Origin of the sequence: Clostridium sp. C105KSO13 (genome assembly GCF_001517425.1) — a bacterium.
Taxonomy (GTDB): domain Bacteria; phylum Bacillota; class Clostridia; order Lachnospirales; family Lachnospiraceae; genus Muricomes.
Window position 1 is genome coordinate 1 of the sequence record NZ_FBWL01000136.1, and the last position, 19087, is coordinate 19087.

General features: G+C 47.8%; 20 protein-coding genes. 19 read left to right on the forward strand and 1 reads right to left on the reverse strand.

What is annotated here, in order from left to right:
- Positions 1-149 precede the first annotated feature (149 nt).
- The 19 genes from BN3456_RS01830 to BN3456_RS01915 all read left to right on the forward strand — a co-directional run bounded on the left by BN3456_RS01830 (position 150) and on the right by BN3456_RS01915 (position 17721).
- Positions 150-1319 (forward strand): phage major capsid protein, encoded by a 1170-nt coding sequence (locus BN3456_RS01830; protein WP_089982388.1) that lies wholly within the window; start codon positions 150-152, stop codon positions 1317-1319.
- Between the two features lie 72 nt (positions 1320-1391).
- Entirely contained in the window at positions 1392-1667 is a 276-nt protein-coding gene (locus tag BN3456_RS01835; RefSeq protein ID WP_089982390.1) for a head-tail connector protein, read from the forward strand.
- Positions 1667-1999 (forward strand): phage head closure protein, encoded by a 333-nt coding sequence (locus BN3456_RS01840; RefSeq protein WP_089982391.1) that lies wholly within the window; start codon positions 1667-1669, stop codon positions 1997-1999. The genes BN3456_RS01835 and BN3456_RS01840 overlap by 1 nt, the downstream gene beginning before the upstream one ends.
- 2 nt (positions 2000-2001) lie before the next feature.
- Positions 2002-2379 carry an HK97 gp10 family phage protein gene (locus BN3456_RS01845; protein WP_089982393.1) on the forward strand — a complete coding sequence of 126 codons (378 nt, stop codon included), beginning with the start codon at positions 2002-2004 and terminating at the stop codon, positions 2377-2379.
- On the forward strand, positions 2379-2708 hold the full coding sequence (locus BN3456_RS01850) for a hypothetical protein (protein WP_089982394.1): 330 nt from the start codon (positions 2379-2381) through the stop codon (positions 2706-2708). The genes BN3456_RS01845 and BN3456_RS01850 overlap by 1 nt, the downstream gene beginning before the upstream one ends.
- Positions 2701-3357, forward strand: a complete 657-nt coding sequence (locus BN3456_RS01855; protein ID WP_089982396.1) for a major tail protein — start codon at positions 2701-2703, stop codon at positions 3355-3357. Before BN3456_RS01850 ends, BN3456_RS01855 begins: the two co-directional genes overlap by 8 nt.
- A gap of 3 nt (positions 3358-3360) precedes the next feature.
- Entirely contained in the window at positions 3361-3738 is a 378-nt protein-coding gene (locus BN3456_RS01860) for a hypothetical protein (RefSeq protein ID WP_089982398.1), read from the forward strand.
- Positions 3735-3899 (forward strand): hypothetical protein, encoded by a 165-nt coding sequence (locus tag BN3456_RS15790; RefSeq protein ID WP_176699075.1) that lies wholly within the window; start codon positions 3735-3737, stop codon positions 3897-3899. Before BN3456_RS01860 ends, BN3456_RS15790 begins: the two co-directional genes overlap by 4 nt.
- 74 nt (positions 3900-3973) lie before the next feature.
- On the forward strand, positions 3974-6967 hold the full coding sequence (locus tag BN3456_RS01865; protein ID WP_089982399.1) for a phage tail tape measure protein: 2994 nt from the start codon (positions 3974-3976) through the stop codon (positions 6965-6967).
- A gap of 2 nt (positions 6968-6969) precedes the next feature.
- Positions 6970-7332 (forward strand): hypothetical protein, encoded by a 363-nt coding sequence (locus BN3456_RS01870; protein ID WP_089982401.1) that lies wholly within the window; start codon positions 6970-6972, stop codon positions 7330-7332.
- A gap of 13 nt (positions 7333-7345) precedes the next feature.
- A complete protein-coding gene (locus tag BN3456_RS01875) occupies positions 7346-9364 on the forward strand; it encodes a hypothetical protein (RefSeq protein ID WP_089982402.1) in 2019 nt (672 codons plus the stop codon).
- A complete protein-coding gene (locus BN3456_RS01880; protein WP_089982404.1) occupies positions 9358-10890 on the forward strand; it encodes a hypothetical protein in 1533 nt (510 codons plus the stop codon). Before BN3456_RS01875 ends, BN3456_RS01880 begins: the two co-directional genes overlap by 7 nt.
- Positions 10891-10904: 14 nt before the next feature.
- A complete protein-coding gene (locus BN3456_RS01885) occupies positions 10905-12308 on the forward strand; it encodes a hypothetical protein (RefSeq protein WP_089982406.1) in 1404 nt (467 codons plus the stop codon).
- A gap of 83 nt (positions 12309-12391) precedes the next feature.
- Positions 12392-12805 carry a phage holin family protein gene (locus BN3456_RS01890; protein ID WP_089982413.1) on the forward strand — a complete coding sequence of 138 codons (414 nt, stop codon included), beginning with the start codon at positions 12392-12394 and terminating at the stop codon, positions 12803-12805.
- Positions 12806-12807: 2 nt separating this feature from the next.
- Entirely contained in the window at positions 12808-13743 is a 936-nt protein-coding gene (locus tag BN3456_RS01895; RefSeq protein ID WP_089982407.1) for an N-acetylmuramoyl-L-alanine amidase, read from the forward strand.
- A gap of 134 nt (positions 13744-13877) precedes the next feature.
- On the forward strand, positions 13878-14126 hold the full coding sequence (locus BN3456_RS01900) for an SHOCT domain-containing protein (RefSeq protein ID WP_242862779.1): 249 nt from the start codon (positions 13878-13880) through the stop codon (positions 14124-14126).
- Positions 14127-14173: 47 nt separating this feature from the next.
- Complete coding sequence (locus tag BN3456_RS01905; protein WP_089982409.1) at positions 14174-15730, forward strand: recombinase family protein; 1557 nt, start codon at positions 14174-14176, stop codon at positions 15728-15730.
- A 4-nt stretch (positions 15731-15734) separates the two neighbouring features.
- A complete protein-coding gene (locus tag BN3456_RS01910) occupies positions 15735-16166 on the forward strand; it encodes an integrase (protein ID WP_089982410.1) in 432 nt (143 codons plus the stop codon).
- Positions 16153-17721 (forward strand): recombinase family protein, encoded by a 1569-nt coding sequence (locus BN3456_RS01915; RefSeq protein WP_207644081.1) that lies wholly within the window; start codon positions 16153-16155, stop codon positions 17719-17721. Before BN3456_RS01910 ends, BN3456_RS01915 begins: the two co-directional genes overlap by 14 nt.
- A gap of 63 nt (positions 17722-17784) precedes the next feature.
- On the opposite strand, the gene BN3456_RS01920 is transcribed toward BN3456_RS01915, so the two are convergent.
- A complete protein-coding gene (locus tag BN3456_RS01920; protein ID WP_141654484.1) occupies positions 17785-18966 on the reverse strand; it encodes a hypothetical protein in 1182 nt (393 codons plus the stop codon).
- Positions 18967-19087: the final 121 nt, after the last annotated feature.

The window sequence follows — 19087 nt, forward strand, 5'->3', positions numbered from 1 at the left end:
AGGCGCGAAGCGCCGCATTTTTCGAGTAAACTGTCAAGTGTTTTTTGACAAAAAAGTGGGGGATTTTAATAAAAAAGGGATCTGAAAGCCTTGGATTTACTGGCTTAGAGATTCCGAGAGATTATTACATTTAATGGAGGTAATTGATTATGACTATTTTAGAACTGCGTGAAAAGCGCAACACTGCATGGAATGCTGCTAAGGCATTTCTCGATTCTCACCGCACTGAAAAGGGCACGCTGACTGCTGAGGACGACGCTACCTACTGCAAAATGGAGCAGGAAATCTCTGACCTCGGCAAGGAAATCAGCCGTCTGGAGCGTCAGGAGCAGCTGGAGGCCGAGCTCAATAAGCCGGTCAACACGCCTCTCACCTCCAAGCCTTCCACCGGCAAGCAGCCGGAAGCAAAGACCGGTCGCGCCTCTGACGAGTACAAGGCTGGCATGCTGAAGGCACTCCGTTCCAACTTCAAGCAGGTATCCAATGTTCTGCAGGAAGGCGTAGATGCCGATGGCGGTTATCTGGTACCTGAGGAGTACGACCACCGCTTGATTCAGGCCCTCACCGAAGGGAACATCATGCGTCAGCTGGCCCACACCATCACTACCAGCGGCGAACACAAAATCAACATCGCAGCCACCAAGCCTGCCGCTGCCTGGATTGAGGAAGGTGGCGCACTCCAGTTCACGGATGCGACCTTCTCTCAGATTTTGCTGGATGCCCACAAGCTCCATGTTGCCATCAAGGTGACTGAAGAATTGCTCTATGACAACGCCTTCAATCTGGAGAGCTACATCATCGAGCAGTTCGGCAAGGCACTATCCAATGCTGAGGAGGATGCGTTCCTCAATGGCTCTGGTACTGGCCAGCCTCTTGGCCTCTTTGCAGAAACTGGCGGCGGTCAGGTAGCGGAAACTCTCACTGCTGCTTTGAAGGCAGACGACCTGTTCAATCTGGTCTATGCTTTGAAGCGTCCTTACCGTAAGAATGCGTCCTTCATCATGAACGACCGCACCATTGCTACTATCCGCAAATTCAAGGATAACAACGGTGCCTACATCTGGCAGCCTTCCTATCAGGCTAGTGAGCCGGATAAGGTGCTGGGCTATGCAGTCCACACCTCCGAGTTCGCACCGGAGAATGCCATCGCCTTTGGTGATTACAGCTACTACAACATCGGCGACCGTGGCACTCGTTCCTTCAAGCAGCTCACGGAGCTCTTCGCTGGTAACGGCCTGATTGGTTATGTGGCCAAGGAACGTGTGGATGGCAAGCTCATCCTTCCGGAGGCTGTTCAGATTCTGAAGCTGAATGCCTGATAACTGTAACCTGTGGTGCCGCCTTTAACCGGGCGGCACTGCTTATTTTATAAGACCGAGGTGGTGATAGATATGCTTGTAGCACTTGCTGACATGAAACAATACCTACGCGTGGATTACGAGGATGACAATGCGCTTTTGGAAACGCTGCTGACCAGTGCTGAAAAACTCTGCATGGACATTTTACGCACTGAGGACAGCGCAACCTTAGAGGCTGTGGATAACGCCAAGACCGCCATCATGTATACCGTCGCTTATCTTTACGAGCATCGTGAGGAAGCTGACCATCATGCCCTGACGCTGACCCTGCGTTCGCTTCTCTTCGGCAGCAGACAGGAGGGCTTCTGATGAACATTGAACTTCTGAATGTCCGCATCAGGCTCCTGCAAAATGCTGTGCTGGTGGACGAAATCGGGAACCACAAAAACAGCTGGCAGGAATACTACTCCTGCTATGCAACCGTCAGCGCTGAAGGCGGCACGGAAGAAACCGCTGCGGCCCAGACTGTGGAGGCTGACACCATTGACTTTACGCTTCGCTATTGCAGGAAAACGGCTACCCTCACTTCTACCGGTTTTCGTGTGGAATTTGCCGGTGAGCCCTATGACATCACCGCTATTGACCACATGAATTTCAAGCGCAAGTGCGTCAAGCTCCACTGCCAGAAAGTGAGGCGGTAATTATGGCAAACAATATCCGCATCGACCAGCTGGCAACAGAAATCATGAAGGGCTTGACGGATTACTCTGACCTTGCCACAGAGGATATGAAAAAGGCTGTCAAAAAGGCTGGTACTGCCGTCCGAAAGGAAATCGAAACTACCGCTCCCAAAGACACTGGTGTCTATGCCAAGAGCTGGTCTGTGAAAAACACCAGAGAAACAGCGAACGCTCTGGAGGTGACCGTCTATTCCAAAAATCGCTACCAGCTGGCCCATCTTCTGGAATTTGGTCACGCCAAGCGCGGTGGTGGCCGTGTTGCAGCTAAGCCGCACATTGCTCCCGCAGAGGAATCCGGCGTGCGTCTTCTGGAGCAGGAAATCGAAAGGAGTCTGAGCTGATGAAGGAACTGATTGCAATTATGACCGAAAGCGGCCTCCCATTTGCCTATGACCATTTTGCAGAGGGAGAATCGCCTGACCCACCGTTTATCTGCTTTCTGCTGCCGGGAAGCGACAACTTTGCTGCTGACGGAAAAGTGTATTACAAGATAAACGAGGTACATCTTGAGCTGTACACCGACACCAAGGACTTGTCGGTAGAACAGAAATTGGAGGATTTGCTGGATGAACACGGCATCTTCTATGAAAAGTCCGAAACCTGGATTGACAGCGAAAATCTGTATGAAGTCCTATATCAATTTGAACAGGAGGGTTTAAATCATGCCTAAAAAGAATAAAGTGAAATTCAATATCTGCAATGTGCACTACGCCCTGCAGACGATTACCGAGGACGGTACAGTATCCTTTGCCGCACCTGTTGCAATGCCCGGTGCCGTATCCTTGGCACTGGATGCAAACGGTGAGCCGTCCAATTTCTATGCTAATGGATACGCCTACTACACCATCTCCAATAACATGGGCTACGATGGTGATTTGGAGCTTGCTATGGTGCCGGAGAGCTTCCGCACGGAGGCGCTGAAGGAAACACTGGATGCCAACAAGGTGCTGGTGGAAAACGCCAATGTGGAGACTGCCAACTTTGCGCTGCTCTTCGAGTTCGACGGTGATGTACGAAAAATTCGCCATGTGCTGTACAACTGTGCGGCAAGCCGTCCGAGCATCGAATCTCAGACGAATGAGGATGAAATCGAAGTGCAGACCGAGACGCTTGCTCTGACTGCTACGCCACTTGCTAATGGCTATGTCAAGGCCAAGACCGGTGATGTGACCACGGATGCCGTATATCAGGGCTGGTACAGTGCTGTATATATGCCGACTGCGGAGGAAGCACAGCCTGCTGAGCCTGCCACACAAGCCGTCACCGCTGCTACGAAAGCAACTACCTCTACCAAATCCACTGCTGTGAAGGAGGGTTAAGCCATGAGCATGAAACAGAATATCGAGATTGATGGCAAGCAGGTACCTTTTAAGGCCTCTGCTGCCATTCCCCGTATTTATAGAATGCGGTTCCATCGTGACATTTACAAAGACCTTCGTTCCTTGGAGAAATCGGTCGGTGACGGCAGCGAGGAGAATTCCAATCTGGATATGTTCTCCCTTGAGATGTTTGAGAACATCGCCTATATCATGGTAAAACACGCTGACCCGACTATCCCGGATTCCCCGGAGGATTGGCTGGACGGCTTCAACACCTTCTCCATCTATCAGGTGCTGCCACAGCTCATCCAGCTGTGGGGCCTGAACACCCAGACGGAGGTACAGTCTAAAAAAAACTTCGCTCAACTGAGCGGGAAATGACAACTCCGCTGTTCCTGCTTCGCTGCGTACAGCTTGGCCTGTCCATCCGTGACTTGGACTTACTCACGATTGGCATGGTCAATGATATGTACGCAGAGAGCCGGAACGATGATTATAAGTACAGAGAAGTTGCAACACAGAAGGATTTCGATAATTTTTAATTGCGGAGCTTGCACTGATGGGAAACCGTCAGTGCTTTTTTCTGCTGTTATGACCACTGGAAGGAGGTGCTATCGTGGCAAACAGAATCAAAGGTATCACAGTTGAGATTGGCGGCGATACCACCAAATTACAAACGGCTCTAAAGGGTGTCAACTCTGAGGTCAAGAATACGCAGGCACAGCTTAAGGATGTGGAAAAGCTACTGAAGCTCGACCCAGGCAACACGGAACTGCTGGCCCAAAAACACAAGCTACTGGGTGATGCCGTTGCCGAAACCAAAACAAAGCTGGACACCTTAAAAACCGCTGCGGAACAGGCAAACACCGCCCTTGCCAATGGGGATATTTCACAGGAACAATACGATGCGCTCCAACGTGAAATCATTGAAACCGAGCAAGACCTGAAAAAGCTGGAGGAACAGGCAAATCAGTCTGCTACTGCTGTGCAAAAAATAGCTACCAGCGGAGAAAAGCTGAAAACAGTCGGTGATAATATTTCTGGCGCAGGCCAAAAGCTGCTGCCGGTTACTGCTGCCGTGACGGGACTTGGGACTGCTGCGGTCACCACCGCTGCCAACTTTGAGTCCTCCATGTCACAGGTGCAGGCCACGATGGGCATCACCAAGGATTCCATGTCTCAGGTAGATGGGCAATCCGTCAATACGATGGATACCTTATCCGACCTTGCAAAGAAGATGGGCTCCGAGACAGCCTTCTCTGCCAGCGAATGTGCGCAAGCTCTAAACTACCTTGCTCTTGCCGGTTATGACACGCAGGAAATGTGCGATACACTTCCGACCGTTTTGAACTTAGCTGCTGCAGGTGACATCGAGCTTGCTTCCGCTTCTGATATGGTAACCGATGCTATGTCTGCTTTGGGCATGGGCGTTAGCGAAGCAGGCACAATGGTAGACCAGATGGCCAAAACCGCCTCGACTACGAACACCTCTGTGGCACAGCTTGGTGAAGGTATCCTTACCATTGGTGCAACGGCAAAATCGGTAAAAGGCGGAACTGCCGAACTGAATACGGCACTTGGTATCCTTGCCAACAACGGTATCAAGGGTGCTGAGGGCGGCACGCATCTTCGTAATATCATTCTGTCCTTGCAGAATCCTATGGATAAAGCAGCAGATATGATGAATGAATTGGGCGTGCAGACCTATGACTCCGAAGGAAATATGCGGAGCATGAATGACATCCTTGGCGATTTGAATAAAAGCATGGACGGCATGACTGAGGCAGAAAAATCCAATATCATCAGTACGATTTTCAATAAGACTGACCTGTCCTCTGTGAACGCCCTGCTTGCCAATACTGGTGATACCTGGGATGATTTGCAAACCTCTATTTCAAATAGCGGCGGTGCTGCACAGCAGATGGCGGATACGCAGCTGGATAACCTTCAGGGTCAGCTGACTATTCTGAAATCGGCTCTTGAGGGACTTGCCATTTCCTTTGGCGAACTGCTGATGCCTGCCATCAAGCAGATTGTCGGCTGGGTGCAGAAATTTGTAGACTGGCTCAATGGCATGGATGAAGGCACCAAGAAGGTCGTCGTTACCGTTGCTCTATTCGCAGCAGCTCTTGGGCCGGTGCTGATTATCGTCGGCAAGGTCATCTCGGCAGTCGGTACGATTATGACCGTTGTTCCTAAGATTGCCGGAGTTATCAATACGGTCAAGGGAGCCTTTGCCGCGCTAAATGCGACCATGCTTGCAAACCCAATCTTCCTGATTATTGCAGCGATTACGGCACTGGTGGCGGCCTTTATCTATCTCTGGAACACCAACGAGGACTTCCGACAGTTTTGGATTGACCTTTGGGAGAACATCAAGGAAGTAGCCATTGCTGTATGGAATGCCATCAAGGAATTCTTTGTGGCTGTGTGGAATGGCATTAAGGCTGTCGCAGAAACGGTATGGAACGGACTGCGTGACTTCTTCACAGGTTTGTGGGAAGGCATCAAGAATATCTTTACCACAGTTGTAACAGCGATTTCCACCTTCCTGTCCACGGCTTGGAATACGATAAAGACTGTGGTCACTACAGTCTTTACAGCAATCCAGACCTTTTTCACTACGGTATGGAACGCCATCAGCACGATTGTCACAACCGTGGTCACAGCGATTCAGGCTTTCCTTACCACAGCCTGGAATGCCATAAAGACGGCTATCACCACAGTTCTGACGGCAATTCAGACGGTAGTGACTACGGTGTGGAACGCTATCAGCACCTTTATTACGACCATCGTCACGGCAATCCAGACCTTCCTGACGACAGCCTGGAATACCATCAAAACGGTCATTACCACAGTGCTGAATGCCATAAAGACCGTGTTCACGACCATCTGGAATGCCATCAAATCCGTGATTACTACGGTCGTAAACGGCATAAAAAATACGATTACCACTGTCTGGAACAATATCAAGTCCACGGTATCTTCTGTGGTCAATGGAATCAAGACTGCGGTGAGCAATGCCTTTTCTGCCATGTGGAACGGTATCAAAAGCACCATCAGCGGTATTTACAATACTATCAAGGGCGGCTTTGATAAGGCAGTCGGCTATATCAAAAATCTTGCCTCCTCTGCCTTTAACTGGGGCAAGGATTTAGTCATGGGCATCGTGAATGGTATCAAAAGCTGCATCAGTGCCGTCGGTGATGCCGTCAGCAGTGTGGCAAACAAAATCAAGTCCTTCCTGCACTTCTCCGTTCCGGATGAAGGGCCTTTGACGGATTATGAAACCTGGATGCCGGACTTCATGAGCGGACTGGCCAAGGGCATCGAAAAAAGCAAGGGTATGGTGGCAAATGCGATGGACGGTGTGGCTGCCGATATGGTAGTCAATCCCAAAATCAGCACACCAGACACTGGCGGTATCCTTGGTGGAATGTCTGCTGGAGATACCTTTGCAGGTATTACCACAGCGATTACAGAAGCACTGGCAGGTGTTGGCGGTCAGAATGGGGATATTGTTATCCCGGTTTACCTTGGCGGCACCATGCTTGACGAGGTTGTTGTCAATGCGCAGCAGAGAACAAATCTAAGAAGCGGAGGGCGATAACGATGGCATTTATTCAATATTTGAAATTTGACGGTACTGCTCTCCCATTTCCAGATTCCTATGATTTAGACCTGGCCGCTGTGGAGGCAGACTCCGGTGGTGAAACAGAAGCCGGAACAACGCAGCGTGATGTGGTACGGGCGGGAGTTGTCACGATAGGCGTCTCCTTTTCCGTTAGCGCCACATGGCTGAAACAACTGACGGCTTATTCCAAACAACCGAAGATAGCTGTGCAGTATTTTGATACAGAGGATTTGGCACTGAAGGAAACAGAAATGTATATCACCGGTTACAAGGCGAAGCTCTATAAGGATACTTCCTATAAGGGCCTGTGGACAGTGTCCTTCACGCTGAACGAATTTTAAGGAGGTGGTGTCTTTGTATCCTGTATCACAAGCATTTATGGATGCAATCGAAAGCAATACAAGAAAATATTACTGGACAGGCACCATTGTCACAAAGAACAAAAAAGAGTATGCCTTTGGCAATGAGGACATCGTCAAGGGCAGCGGATACATCACAAGGCAGTGCTGCGGAAGCAATGAGATTGAACTGGGTACGGTCTATGCCGCTGAAATGGGCATCACGCTGTTTTCTGACATCGACCGCTACACCTTGGACGAGGCAGAGGTCAGGATATACTTCCATCTTGTGCTCCCAGATGGCACAGAAGAATCCATTCCTATGGGTGTCTTTGAAGTCAGCGAAGCCAACAGGCATATCAAAACGCTGGAACTCAAAGCCTATGATTATATGCTCCGCTTTGAGAAAGCACTGAAACTGACCGCATCCGGCGGTACGGCTTACAGCTTTCTTCTGATGGCAAGCACTGAATGTGACGTGGAACTTGCTCAGACAAAAGCAGAAATCGAAGCCATGCCGAATGGAAAAGAGACACTGGGCATCTATTCCGATAATGATATGGAAAGCTACCGTGACCTTATCTTCTATGTGGCCCAGCTGCTTGGCTGTGTCTGCCAGATTAACCGTGAGGGCAAGCTGGAACTTATCCCTTATGGGATTTCTCCTGTGGCGGAGGTGACCAGCAGGCATCGCTTCGACAGCAGCTATTCTGATTTTGTTACCAGATACACGGCTGTATCGTCCACAAACCTTATTACGGAGGAATCGGAGTATTATGCTCTCGACCCGGACGATGCCTTGACCTTAAACCTTGGTGTCAATCCGCTTTTGCAGTTTGGTTTGAAAACCACAAGGGCAAGGCTCATTACCAATATTCTGAATGCTATCGCTGTGGTGGATTACGTTCCCTTTGACAGTACCACCATTGGCAATCCAGCCTTTGACCCTATGGACGTACTGCGCTTTTCCGGCGGTCATGCCGATGATAAACAGCTGTCCTGCATTACGAGCATTACCTATAAAATCAACGGAAAACACAGCTTAAAGTGCGTAGGTAAGAATCCAAAGCTGGCAGCGGCAAAGAGCAAGAATGACAAGAACATCACTGGCCTGCTGAACCAAATTGAAGCAGGAAAAATCGTGGTTTATAACTTCATCAATGCTTCTCCCTTTACCATTGGTAGTTCCAATACAGAGATTATGGCGATTGCCTTTACCTCAAAGGAAGAAACTACTGCCACTTTTCTGGCAGAAATCCTCTTTGAGGTGACCAATGATGAGGTGGAGCGAACCGTTCATGGGACGGTGCCAACCGTGGACGAGGAGGGCACAGAGGGCAGTAAAGAAATTGATTTTACCTTTTCAGAGGTCGGACAGTCGGAATTGACGGTTACCTACAAAATGAATGATGAAGAGGTCAAAACCTTTTATCCGAAAAAGACCTGCATAAACGGGAAACACATTCTCACGTTGTTTCTCCCAATCACTCAGGTCATTGCCAACAGCGAAAACACACTGTCCGTATATTTCAAAATGACGGGCGGTACGCTGACCATCGGAGAATCACAAATCCGTGCAACCATCAGCGGACAGGGACTTGTGGCTGGTATCGGTGACTGGAATGGACGCATCAGCATTTCCGAGACCATCGACCGTATTCCGATTGCACAGACAGCATTCGGCTATGATGCCTTTATAGACACGGCAGCCATCGTATTCCCAAGGATTGTCCTTCGCCCGATTACACAGCCGCTGACTCGTATTCCGATTATGGAAAGTGAATTTACCTACCATCGTTTGAACGAGCGCGTGACAGCCGTGGAGGTCATCAAGACCTTTACAATGGACAAGGGCTTCCCGCCGCACTATGACCAGACGATTATAGAGGTCAATGAAGATGGTGCCTTCTGTATGATTAGCGATTATGTGTTCATATCTGCTGCTGGGGAAATCAATGCCGGTCAGCTGCAGCATCTTACTGTAGATACTGCGCCGTTTGAGCGCGTGGAAAGACTGGAGGTGACGACGTGCTGATAGATGCAACAAAATATATCTGGTCTAAGTGGCAGCAGCCTGCCTTCACGGACGATGAAACGTGGGGCACGGTTTCTGCCACTTCTGTGCATGAGGTGTCAGGCATAGACTATTCGGCCTTCCATGCGCTGGATGGAAATACGGATACCCACTGGGAAAGTGCTGAAGCAGTAACGGATGCCTGTTTTATATGGCATTTTGATAAGCCGCTGAAAATCTATCGGGTAGAGCTGGTCAACAAACCGACCGGCAATATCCATATTACAAAATCTGTGGAAGTCTATGCGGATGAAGAAATGACTGAGCCTATTCTTACAGGAGAATTTCCGGCAGGCTCAAAGGGCAAATGTGACCTGGAACCAGCACAGCCCTTCTCCTGTGACTGCCTGGTATTGCACCTTTTAGGGGACTCCACTGCGGGCGTAAAGTATGTCGGTCTTACAGAAATCTGCCTAATTGCGGAGGTCGGACAGGAAAAGACGGTGCTTCTCCCATTCCTTAATACTGCGGAAAGCATGGACTATGTCAGCAATGGCTATAACGATGACGGGACATACAGCACAGATGGATTAGACGGTTTTATGTTTAATGGCATCGCCGCCAATCCGCTGTATATCTCAAGCAATCACTGGTTTGGATTTGGCACCAACTCCGAGCAGCTTAGAATCCTTCGCAGGGATGGTTGCTCCACTGCCATTTACAGACAGCTGGGGGAAACCACCAATGGGCTGCAATTTCTCAAAATCCGCTTTGAAGGATACACAGCTTACAATAACCGAGTGGATGCCACAAGGCTGATTTTTGAACTGTTCCTACTCTCCAACAACGACATGTTCCTAAATGTCATTCAGACTCCGACCAGTACCGGGTACCTGGGAACCTCGGATATGATATGCGGTGGAACTACCACAGCACTCACACTGGCAGACGGCAGCGGCGAAGGAACACAGGTCAGCTTTTACCATCAGGACGAGGGCGGACGCACCTGGAATATCGTGTATGCCATGTATGAGGAAACCGACACCTACTCCTTTGCCTATCTGGTACGGCAGGCAGATACCTTTTACACCTATGCGGATGGAGCATTGACCGAGGTAGCGATTGAAACGCTGTCGGCAGCCATGTTTCTGAAATACGGTTTTGAGGAAATCCCTCCCGCAGAAATTCTGACACCAATCGACAATATGCAGATGTATCTGTGGAAAGCCGGAGGTGCAGAGGAATTGCTAAAAGCCAATGTAACGGCCTATCCGTATCCTCAGGTGCTGGAGGCTGTGGCAGATATGAGCCACATTTCCATTCTCGGCATCAAGATGATGACTGCGGAATATTCCGGGGATGTCTCCGTGTCGATTTCTGTCGATAACGGTCAAACCTACTCGGAGGATATGGCCCTTGGAGATTGGCTGAATACCGATGTGGAGGAACTATATAACAGCTTAAGTGAAGAAAAGCGGCTGCTGCTTCGGTTCACTCTCCATGACAACGCCGCCATCTCGCGCTTCAAGATTACCTACATCAATTAAAGGAGGAGAACCAAATGCTGAAAGGCTCAATGAAAATAGAACTGACGGATGTCCATACGGGCGAAACCGAAACAGTGCTGGAACAGAACATGGTGACCAATGCACTGTCCAATATCTTCAAGCCGATGGGGCTGGACAAGTCACCCGGCAAAATGCTAAATGGCATGAATCCCTATTACCAGACCGTCCTTGGTGGTCTACTGCTCTTCGATGCAGAGATTGAGGAGAATGCCAATAATCTGTATCCGCCCTCTGGCGTTAACCTGATTGGCTGTGCTTCCTATGGCGTTCAGAACAATACCACTGGAACGCTCCGTGGTGGTTTCAACCAGACGGAAAGCGAGCTGAATATGACTGACCGTTACATGAAGTATGTGTATGATTTTACCACCTCGCAGGCAAACGGCACGATTTCCTGTGTCTGCCTTACACATAAAAATGGCGGCTACACTTCCTATGGCGGCAAGGATGCACCCTTTGGAAGTAACTACGGTCTTGGTATGCAGGTCTGTGACGGTCAGCTTCAATATGTTTACACCAATTATACAGGAGCGAGTACTGGTGATAAATATTCCGGGATTAGTATTGGTACAACAGAAGCAATTTTTCTCATCAATATGGAGGAGGATGCTGTGTATTACTTCCGTATCGATAATAACAAAAAGATTACGATTACCAAACGAAGAGCCTATATGAAGTCGGTGTCTGTGCTGGAAAATCCCTACTCCAAGAAACCACTCATCGATTCCTTTGAGTTGGAGGAACTGAAAACGGAGTTGCCGACCAGTTACACCTCTTGCAACTTCGATATCGCCGACAACTGCCTGTATATCGTAAGCTGCGCCAACTACTATCTTGAGGTAAATGGCACCTTCGTGGTAACAAAGGTCAGTTTCTCTAACTGGAAGGTCACGCAGTACACCATGACAAATACCACAGCAGAGAGAATCAACCTCAACGGAATGCGTACTTCCTATATTCACAGAGGGTATATCTTCTTCCGAGGCTATAACAACTCCAATCGTATTTACAAGATGGAAGTAGGCAATTCGGCAAATGTGGAGCAGTTGAAAATGGTAGGCTTCACCAGTATCACCGGAACCTTTGCACTGGGCATCAACGGCAGAGTCTATATCGAAGGGTACAGCAGCGGAGTCTATTATCTGTATGTAATTAACCTTGATACAAATGAGATTTTGAAAGTTGAAGCCTCCCGTATCATCGGAGGCAGTAATTATCCCTGTTACACCCCGGTGCTGAATGAACCTATGCTGTGGTTTGGAAGCTACGGAAACTGGTCAACGATTGGATACTTTATCCTATCCAACTATCTGGCCACCATCAACAACCTGTCTGAGCCTGTGACGAAAACGGCAGATAAAACCATGAAGGTCACATATATCATTCAGGAACAGTAAAAATGCATATTCGGAATCAGGCGACTACTCCTCAGCGGGAGCAGCCGCTTTTTTCATACAAAAAATCAAAGGAGGATTCTATCATGAAGGAATTTTGGAACTCGATTCAAGTCGTACTCGCCGCCATCGGTGGCTGGCTCGGCTGGTTTCTCGGTGGCTGCGATGGGCTGCTTTTTGCACTCATTGCCTTTGCGGCTGCGGATTACATCACCGGTGTCATGTGTGCCATCGCTGACAAAACACTCTCCAGTGAGGTCGGTTTTCGCGGTATCTGCCGCAAGGTGCTGATTTTTATTCTGGTGGGCATTGCAAACATCCTGGATGTTCAGGTCATCGGCTCCGGCAGCATCCTGCGCACCGCAATCATCTTCTTCTACATTTCCAATGAGGGCATTTCGCTCTTGGAGAACGCTGGTCACCTTGGCCTGCCTATCCCGGAAAAACTGAAGGAGGTCTTAGAACAGCTGCATGACCGCAGTGAAAAGGAGGATGAATAATCATGGGATATACAAATAGTCCTCTGGTGGTCTACACCGGTCTGAGCCCGAACCATTCTGGGCAGAGAACACATTCTATTGACCGCATCACACCTCACTGCGTTGTGGGCCAGCTCTCCGCCGAAACCATCTGCGCCTGCTTCCCGGCAGGTCGTGATGCGAGCTGCAATTACGGGATTGGCACAGACGGACGCGTTTCTCTTTGCGTTGAGGAGAAAAATCGCTCCTGGTGCACTTCCAGCAGCGCCAACGACCAGCGTGCTATCACCATTGAGTGCGCCAGCGATAAAACGGAGCCCTACGCCATGACTGATGCGGTTTATGCAACTCTCATCAAGCTCTGCACGGACATCTGCAAGCGAAACGGCAAGAAGAAGCTCCTGTGGTTTGCCGATAAGAACAAGACCTTGAACTATGCTCCGAAGTCTGATGAAATGGTCATTACTGTACATCGCTGGTTTGCCAATAAAAGCTGTCCGGGCGACTGGCTTTATGCACGCCTCGGAGATTTGGCAGCCAAGGTTACCGCTGCACTCGGTGGCTCTCAGCAGGAGCTTGCCACGGACAAAACAGTGTGGTACCGTGTTCGTAAGACTTGGGCAGATGCCAAGAGTCAGCTTGGAGCCTATAAGGAACTTGCCAATGCGAAAGCCTGCGTGGACAAGCATCCGGGATATAGTGTATTCGATGTAAATGGTGTAAACCTCTACGCATCAAACACAACTACCTCTGCCGTGCCCTTACTGGTTAAGGTCGCAATTCCTGACCTGAACATCCGCAAGGGGCCGGGAACCAATTATGCCAAGACCGGTCACTTTACCGGCATTGGCTCCTTCACCATCGTGGAGGTGGCCTCCGGCGCTGGTTCCTCGACCGGCTGGGGCCGTTTGAAGTCTGGCGCTGGTTGGATTTCGCTGGACTACGCAGCACGAATTTAATACTGCTTCACCTTTGGCCTGTGGGATAAATCCTGCAGGCCTTTTTCTTTTGCAAAAAATACAGATTGTTTCGTCAAAACAGCCTGTTCACCTCCAGAGGATAGTGAGGAACTTCCTCAGATTGGAGGCCCATCATGGCAGATGAACAAAAATGCTTATTGACACCAATTTCTCTCGAAGAGCTACCGATATTAGCGCCGCCGACACCACCCTCTACTGAACAGCTGCAGCGTGATGCCGGTTATTATAAGGCTCAACAGCTGCTTCAAAGCATGCTGGATTCTGGACTTATTTCCTTGTCAGAATACAACAAAATTACGCTTCTAAATCGAAAAACTTTCTCCCCATATCTGGCCGAGATTATGCCCGATATAACTGGATAATAAGCTCACTTAGAGTTAATATGTGACACTGACAAGGAGGTGATAGCTTGAAAACAATCACAAAATTGCAGCAGGTAAAAACGCCTGCTCAAAAGAATAAGCTCCGTGTAGCAGCTTATTGCCGAGTATCAACAGGCAGTGATGCACAGCTTGAAAGTCTGGACACGCAAAAGACGTATTTTGAAAATTATATCAACTCCAGAAGCGACTGGGAGCTTGCCGGTATTTACTTCGATGAAGGTATCACCGGCACAAAGAAGGAAAAGAGAACAGCCCTGCTTCAGCTCATGTCAGATTGCGAAAACCATCAAATCGATATGGTTATCACAAAGTCGCTGAGCCGCTTTTCCAGAAATACAACAGATTGCTTAGAACTGGTCAGACGCCTGCTTGCGGTGAATGTTCCTATATTCTTCGAAAAGGAAAATTTGAACACTGGCTCGATGGAAAGCGAGCTAATGCTGGCAATTCTAAGCTCAATGGCTGAGGGAGAATCCACCTCAACCTCTGAAAATACCAAGTGGGCCGTACAGAAGCGATTCCAAAACGGCACCTTCAAAATCAGTTATCCGCCCTATGGCTATGATTGGGATGGAGAAGAAATGAAGGTAAATCCGGCACAGGCTGATGTTGTGAAACACATTTTCTCATCCTTTCTGTCCGGCACAGGCATTCAGGATATTGCAAAAGACTTGAATACCCGACAGGTGCCAACTAAAAAAGGTGGCCGATGGTCGCACGGTACCATCAAAGGTATATTGACGAATGAGAAGTACACAGGCGATACCATTTTCCAAAAGACCTACACAGATGCACAATTCAATCGGCACCAAAACAATGGCGAAAAAGACCAATATTTCTGTTCCGAACACCATGAGGCAATCATTAGTCATGAGGATTTTGAACTGACTGCACGCCTTTTGGAACAGCATAGTGTCGAAAAGGGAATTGTAAAGGGCAGCAACAGATACCAGCAGCGTTATGCTTTTTCCGGTAACATCATCTGCAACGAATGTGGCGCAACCTTCCGCAGGCGCATTCATACCTGCAAAGGCCACAAATATGCCGCTTGGCTTTGCAATACGCATCTTACTGATGTCAACGCCTGCTCCATGCTGTACATCCGAAACGATGACCTTGAACACGCTTTTCTTACTATGATGAACAAACTCATCTTCAGCAGAAAAGTGCTCTTGGCTCCGCTTCTGGAGCAGCTCAAAAACACCAATGAGGACGACGGCATCCGTCGTATCCGTGAGCTTGAAAGGCAACTATTGCAAATCACCGAACAGCGACAAACCTTGCAACGCTTGATGGCACAGGGCTACCTTGACCAGATTATTTTTACCCAGCAAAAGAATGAGCTGATGGTGCAGACGGAAGCCTGCAAAACTGAAATCGAAATGCTTCAGAATAACAGTGGCCAAGCCTCAACCAGAATTGTAGAGCTCCAGAAGCTCCTGCACTTCACCGAGCACGCTGATATGCTACATGCATTTGAAGAAGAATTATTTACAGAATACGCAGACCGCATCATTGTTTACAGCCGAGAGGAAGTCGGATTTGAACTGAAATGTGGATTAATACTGCGAGAAAGGATGTGATTTTATGGGCCACACACCATACGGCTATCGGATAGAAAACGGACAAGCAGTTGTTGATGAAACTGCCGCCGCCACTATTCGAGAGCTTTACAAGAATTATTTATCTGGCATGGCTTTCAGCGACGCAGCAAAGAAGGCAGGCCTCGAAACCTATCATGGAACAGCTAAGCGAATCATGCTTAACAAACACTACCTGGGTGACAACTTTTACCCGGCAATCATTGATAGAGCTACATTTGATGCAGTTCCCATAGAAATAGAAAAACGTGCTGGCAAATTGGGGAGACTGAACAAAACAACTACTTCCCGTGTGAAACCTGTTCCTACCGACTTCATTATGGGGCAGGTTGAGAAGGAACTACCCAATCCGCTGAAACAGGCCGAATACCTGTACAGCCTTATCAAACCGGAGGTGATTACCAATGGCACAAAGTAAGGTTATGGTCATTCCGGCCAGACGGCAGGTTGGCAACGCCATCAAGTCAGCTGAGAAGCCAAAACTCCGAGTCGCAGCGTACTGCCGAGTCAGTACCGACAGCGATGAGCAGGCCACCAGCTACGATGCGCAGATTGGGCATTATACGGAGTACATTTCCAAGAATCCCGAATGGGAGCTTGCAGGCATCTTTGCCGATGATGGTATTTCCGGCACCAATACCAAAAAGCGTACCGAGTTCAATCGTATGATTGATGAATGCATGGCTGGCAACATCGACATGATTATTACAAAGTCCATCAGCCGATTTGCCCGAAACACGCTGGACTGCCTGAAATTCATCCGTCAATTGAAGGATAAAAATATTCCCGTTTATTTTGAGAAGGAATCCATCAATACGATGGACGCCAAGGGTGAAGTACTCCTTACCATTATGGCCTCTCTGGCCCAGCAAGAAAGCCAGTCCATGAGCCAGAATATCAAGCTGGGATTGCAATATCGCTATCAACAAGGTAAGGTAACAGTCAATCATAATCGCTTCCTCGGCTACACCAAGGATACTGATGGTAATCTTGTCATTGACCCTGAGCAGGCCGAAACCGTCAAACGCATTTACCGGGAATATCTGGAAGGCTACAGCATGGACAAAATTGCCGCCGGGCTTATGGCTGGCGGAATTCCCACCGGCGCAGGAAAAACCAAGTGGTGGACAAGCACCATCAATAAGATTCTTCACAATGAAAAATATATCGGTGACGCCCTGCTGCAAAAAACCTATACCACCGACTTTCTCAGCAAAACCAGAATCAAGAATAATGGCACCGTTCCACAATACTATGTGGAAGGTAACCATGAAGCGATTATTCCAAAGGAAATCTTCATGCAGGTACAGGAAGAGCTGGTGCGTAGGCGAGTGGTGCATACCAGCGCCAACGGACGCAAGCGTAGCTACAGTAGTAACCACTGCTTTTCCCAAATCATCTTCTGCGGCGAATGTAATGAAATGTTCCGACGCATCCACTGGAACAATCGAGGGTGCAAATCCATCGTATGGCGCTGCGAAAGCCGCCTGCAGAATACAGGAGTCGCTTGCCGGGCCAGAACAGTCAATGAGGAGCTATTGCAGGATGTTATCCTGAGAGCCATCAACAAGATGATTCTGGACAAAACTGACTACATGAAAATGCTGCAAGAGAACATCGCTACGGTCATCCGCAACGATACCAGCGTCTCTACGGATGACATTGACGTCAAGCTGCTGGAATTGCAAAAGGAGCTCTTACAAAAAGCCAACAATCGGGATGATTACGATTCTATCGCCGAGGAGATTTTCCAGTTCCGGGAACTGAAAGCAAAATCAGAAACCGACAGCGTCATCCGGGATGAAAAGCTGTCCAGAATCACTGAGCTTTGCGATTATTTAAAAGCCCAGCCCAGCGAGATTACCGTATTCGGTGAAAGCCTTGTTCGCAGGATGCTACAGAAAATCACTGTTTTTGAATACCACTTTAGGGTGGAATTCAAATCTGGCGTAAGTGTTGACATTGAAGGATAATATCTATAAATGCACGAAACCCTCCTGACCGTAATGGCCAGGAGGGCTTTTTACTAATGTTTTCTAAAATGGCAATGACGTTCTTCCTAAAAACGCTTCATCGTCAGAGACTGACTCAACATCGAAATAAGGATTTGCATGATAAAACACTGTTTTCGCTTGATGTTGATAGAACATACAAATACCACCTTTAACCGCAGTATCCTTAATATATTTTCTATAATGTAATAGACAATCATCACCTACTGCATTCTCTGCAGTATATCTTCCAAGTACATCTATATTACTGTCACCCGTTACTAAAATCGTGTCAAATGGGCATTCATGCACATATATATCATCTTCTCTTTCTTTTACCAATAGAATACGCAATTCATCCGGCATAGAATCAAAATCATTTATAACATTAATATATGCATACGATAAATCTTGGTCTGGCTCATTTGTAAACTTTTGTTGACGCACTCCCGCAATGCTATGCATTCGATTTTTAGAAAAAACGTCCCGTGCATATTCTTCTTTAAAAACGTCAAGAAATTCTTCCCATGATGTTTCCAAAAAGTCTATAGTTGCTTGAAGCTGGTCGGTCAATTCCATTTTCTCATGTTGTGTATCTTTACGAAAAAATGGGCCAATTTGTGTTGTATTTGAACTGCCAAGTATTCCCATAGAAAGCTTGTTGGCAATATCAGCAGTATGTTTTGTTCTGTTGTTTATCGCTTCCACATATTGGAATTCCATGGATTGCGAAATCCTATCAAGCCAAGCATGCATTTTAGGAAACGCTGCACTATAAGTTTGCTGTCCAAAGCATTTAACCATTTGCTGAATATCCACAGAGTCTATTTTCTTTCCTCGATTCGCTAATAATCCTGCATTGATTATTTGACTAATAGAGTCGAAACTATTCATCGTATATTGGAAAAAATCTCTTAAAAGCTTATCAAACAAAAACCAAGGGTCTACTTTTTCTCCAGCAACCCGGACTTCATACGTTGGCGCGTTTTCTGTAGTTACTGTTAGCCGTTTTACTTTTTTACCATCATCTGTTATTTCATCCACAAAATCTGATGAAATATCCTGCTGCCAATGTATAGTTTTCATTGTCATCTTATCCACAACATTTTTGATAGTTTCTGCGCAATAACGAACTGTTGCTATATTCTTTTCAGTATATTCAATAAACTGCCATGATGAATAAATATTATGTACTATCAAATCTTTTTTTAATGTTTCATATTCCATACTAATCTCCATTCCGCGCGCCTTCGGGCGCGGCACAAATAGTCATGAAAGTTTTTCAATTTCCACTCTGTGATGTAAAATAGCTAGTAAGAAGCTATACTACAAAGCACGGGGAGGGGAG

What these genes read in the sequence shown, in the direction of transcription:
- BN3456_RS01830 (WP_089982388.1), top strand. Translation starts at nt 150, where the DNA reads ATGACTATTTTAGAACTGCGTGAAAAGCGCAACACTGCATGGAATGCT.
- BN3456_RS01835 (WP_089982390.1), top strand. Translation starts at nt 1,392, where the DNA reads ATGCTTGTAGCACTTGCTGACATGAAACAATACCTACGCGTGGATTAC.
- BN3456_RS01840 (WP_089982391.1), top strand. Translation starts at nt 1,667, where the DNA reads ATGAACATTGAACTTCTGAATGTCCGCATCAGGCTCCTGCAAAATGCT.
- BN3456_RS01845 (WP_089982393.1), top strand. Translation starts at nt 2,002, where the DNA reads ATGGCAAACAATATCCGCATCGACCAGCTGGCAACAGAAATCATGAAG.
- BN3456_RS01850 (WP_089982394.1), top strand. Translation starts at nt 2,379, where the DNA reads ATGAAGGAACTGATTGCAATTATGACCGAAAGCGGCCTCCCATTTGCC.
- BN3456_RS01855 (WP_089982396.1), top strand. Translation starts at nt 2,701, where the DNA reads ATGCCTAAAAAGAATAAAGTGAAATTCAATATCTGCAATGTGCACTAC.
- BN3456_RS01860 (WP_089982398.1), top strand. Translation starts at nt 3,361, where the DNA reads ATGAGCATGAAACAGAATATCGAGATTGATGGCAAGCAGGTACCTTTT.
- BN3456_RS15790 (WP_176699075.1), top strand. Translation starts at nt 3,735, where the DNA reads ATGACAACTCCGCTGTTCCTGCTTCGCTGCGTACAGCTTGGCCTGTCC.
- BN3456_RS01870 (WP_089982401.1), top strand. Translation starts at nt 6,970, where the DNA reads ATGGCATTTATTCAATATTTGAAATTTGACGGTACTGCTCTCCCATTT.
- BN3456_RS01885 (WP_089982406.1), top strand. Translation starts at nt 10,905, where the DNA reads ATGCTGAAAGGCTCAATGAAAATAGAACTGACGGATGTCCATACGGGC.
- BN3456_RS01890 (WP_089982413.1), top strand. Translation starts at nt 12,392, where the DNA reads ATGAAGGAATTTTGGAACTCGATTCAAGTCGTACTCGCCGCCATCGGT.
- BN3456_RS01895 (WP_089982407.1), top strand. Translation starts at nt 12,808, where the DNA reads ATGGGATATACAAATAGTCCTCTGGTGGTCTACACCGGTCTGAGCCCG.
- BN3456_RS01900 (WP_242862779.1), top strand. Translation starts at nt 13,878, where the DNA reads ATGGCAGATGAACAAAAATGCTTATTGACACCAATTTCTCTCGAAGAG.
- BN3456_RS01910 (WP_089982410.1), top strand. Translation starts at nt 15,735, where the DNA reads ATGGGCCACACACCATACGGCTATCGGATAGAAAACGGACAAGCAGTT.
- BN3456_RS01915 (WP_207644081.1), top strand. Translation starts at nt 16,153, where the DNA reads ATGGCACAAAGTAAGGTTATGGTCATTCCGGCCAGACGGCAGGTTGGC.
- BN3456_RS01920 (WP_141654484.1), bottom strand. Translation starts at nt 18,966, where the DNA reads ATGGAATATGAAACATTAAAAAAAGATTTGATAGTACATAATATTTAT.